This window comes from Flavobacterium sp. UBA4854 (assembly GCF_002399805.1).
Classification (GTDB): Bacteria; Bacteroidota; Bacteroidia; order Flavobacteriales; family Flavobacteriaceae; genus Flavobacterium; species Flavobacterium ginsengisoli.
Map to the genome: position 1 here is coordinate 33,876 of NZ_DHEI01000143.1, position 791 is coordinate 34,666.

1 protein-coding gene is annotated in these 791 nt (G+C 37.4%); it reads right to left on the reverse strand.

The annotated features are described in order from the left end of the window. Window positions 1-791 (reverse strand): class I tRNA ligase family protein (locus B3J44_RS20795; protein ID WP_286971200.1); only part of this gene is annotated, 791 nt, incomplete at both ends.

Genomic DNA, 791 nt, shown 5'->3' on the forward strand with positions numbered 1-791 from the left:
ATTTTAGCAAAAAGTAATTCTGCTTCACCAATTTTATGTCCTGCTGGCAATAAATCTGAATGCTCAGAAATATCATTCCAACCTAATGTTTTATCCAAAATAACATCTGTAGCTCCAGGATGGTTTTCTTTTAAGAATTTGCTAAATCCTTTAAAGTGTTCTTTCAAATCGCCTAAATTTAAGATTCTTGACAATTTAGCCGCTGTAAATGGTAAAAACGGCTCAGCTAAAACGCTTAACGCAGCAGCAATTTGTAAGGCCACATACATTTGAGTTTTTACACGCTCTGGATTGTCTTTCATCACTTTCCAAGGCTCTTCGTCTGCAAGATATTTATTTCCTAAACGAGCCACATTCATCAATTCGCCCAAAGCTTCACGGAATCTGTAACGCTCAACCGAACTTGAAATCACGGCTGGATACGCTTTTAATTCTGCCAAAGTTTGTTCGTCAACTTCTGTAAATTCGTTTGGAGTCGGGATTACACCATCATAATATTTGTTGGTTAAAACCACAACACGATTTACGAAGTTTCCGAAAACAGCAACCAATTCGTTGTTATTTCTAGCTTGGAAATCTTTCCAAGTAAAGTCGTTATCTTTTGTTTCAGGAGCGTTAGATGTTAAAGCATAACGCAAAACATCTTGCTTATCTGGGAACTCTTCTAAATACTCGTGCAACCAAACCGCCCAGTTTTTAGAAGTCGAAAGCTTGTTTCCTTCCAAATTCAAGAACTCATTTGCTGGAACGTTGTCTGGTAAAATATAGCTTCCTTCAGCTTTTAACATCGC